1 pseudogene is annotated in these 252 nt (G+C 44.4%); it reads left to right on the top strand.

Annotated features, from left to right (window positions below):
- Positions 1-137: pseudogene (locus tag AK963_RS31665) on the top strand (transposase); the annotation flags it as partial.
- Positions 138-252 lie beyond the last annotated feature (115 nt).

The raw sequence follows: 252 nt of genomic DNA, 5'->3' as shown, positions 1-252 counted from the left end.
AAGCGATTAACACCGTGTTCCCAATGGCTCAGGTTCAGCTGTGTATTGTGCATCAGGTACGTAACTCGCTGAAATACGTCTCCTACAAGGACCGTAAATGCGTCGCCAGCGACCTGAAACGGATTTATGTCATCACCGGCGTAAAAAGTCCTCAAAACACCAGTCCAAAATGACCTGTCGTTAAGTATAGCTTTTTGGGGTGGTCTGCAAGTCTGATAGTTCCAGAAAGTTAAATATTTTACTAAGCTGACT

It is taken from the genome of Endozoicomonas atrinae, from assembly GCF_001647025.1.
GTDB lineage: Bacteria > Pseudomonadota > Gammaproteobacteria > Pseudomonadales > Endozoicomonadaceae > Endozoicomonas > Endozoicomonas atrinae.
The sequence above is the reverse complement of the archived record's forward strand: the minus strand, read 5'-3'. Positions and strand labels throughout refer to the sequence as shown.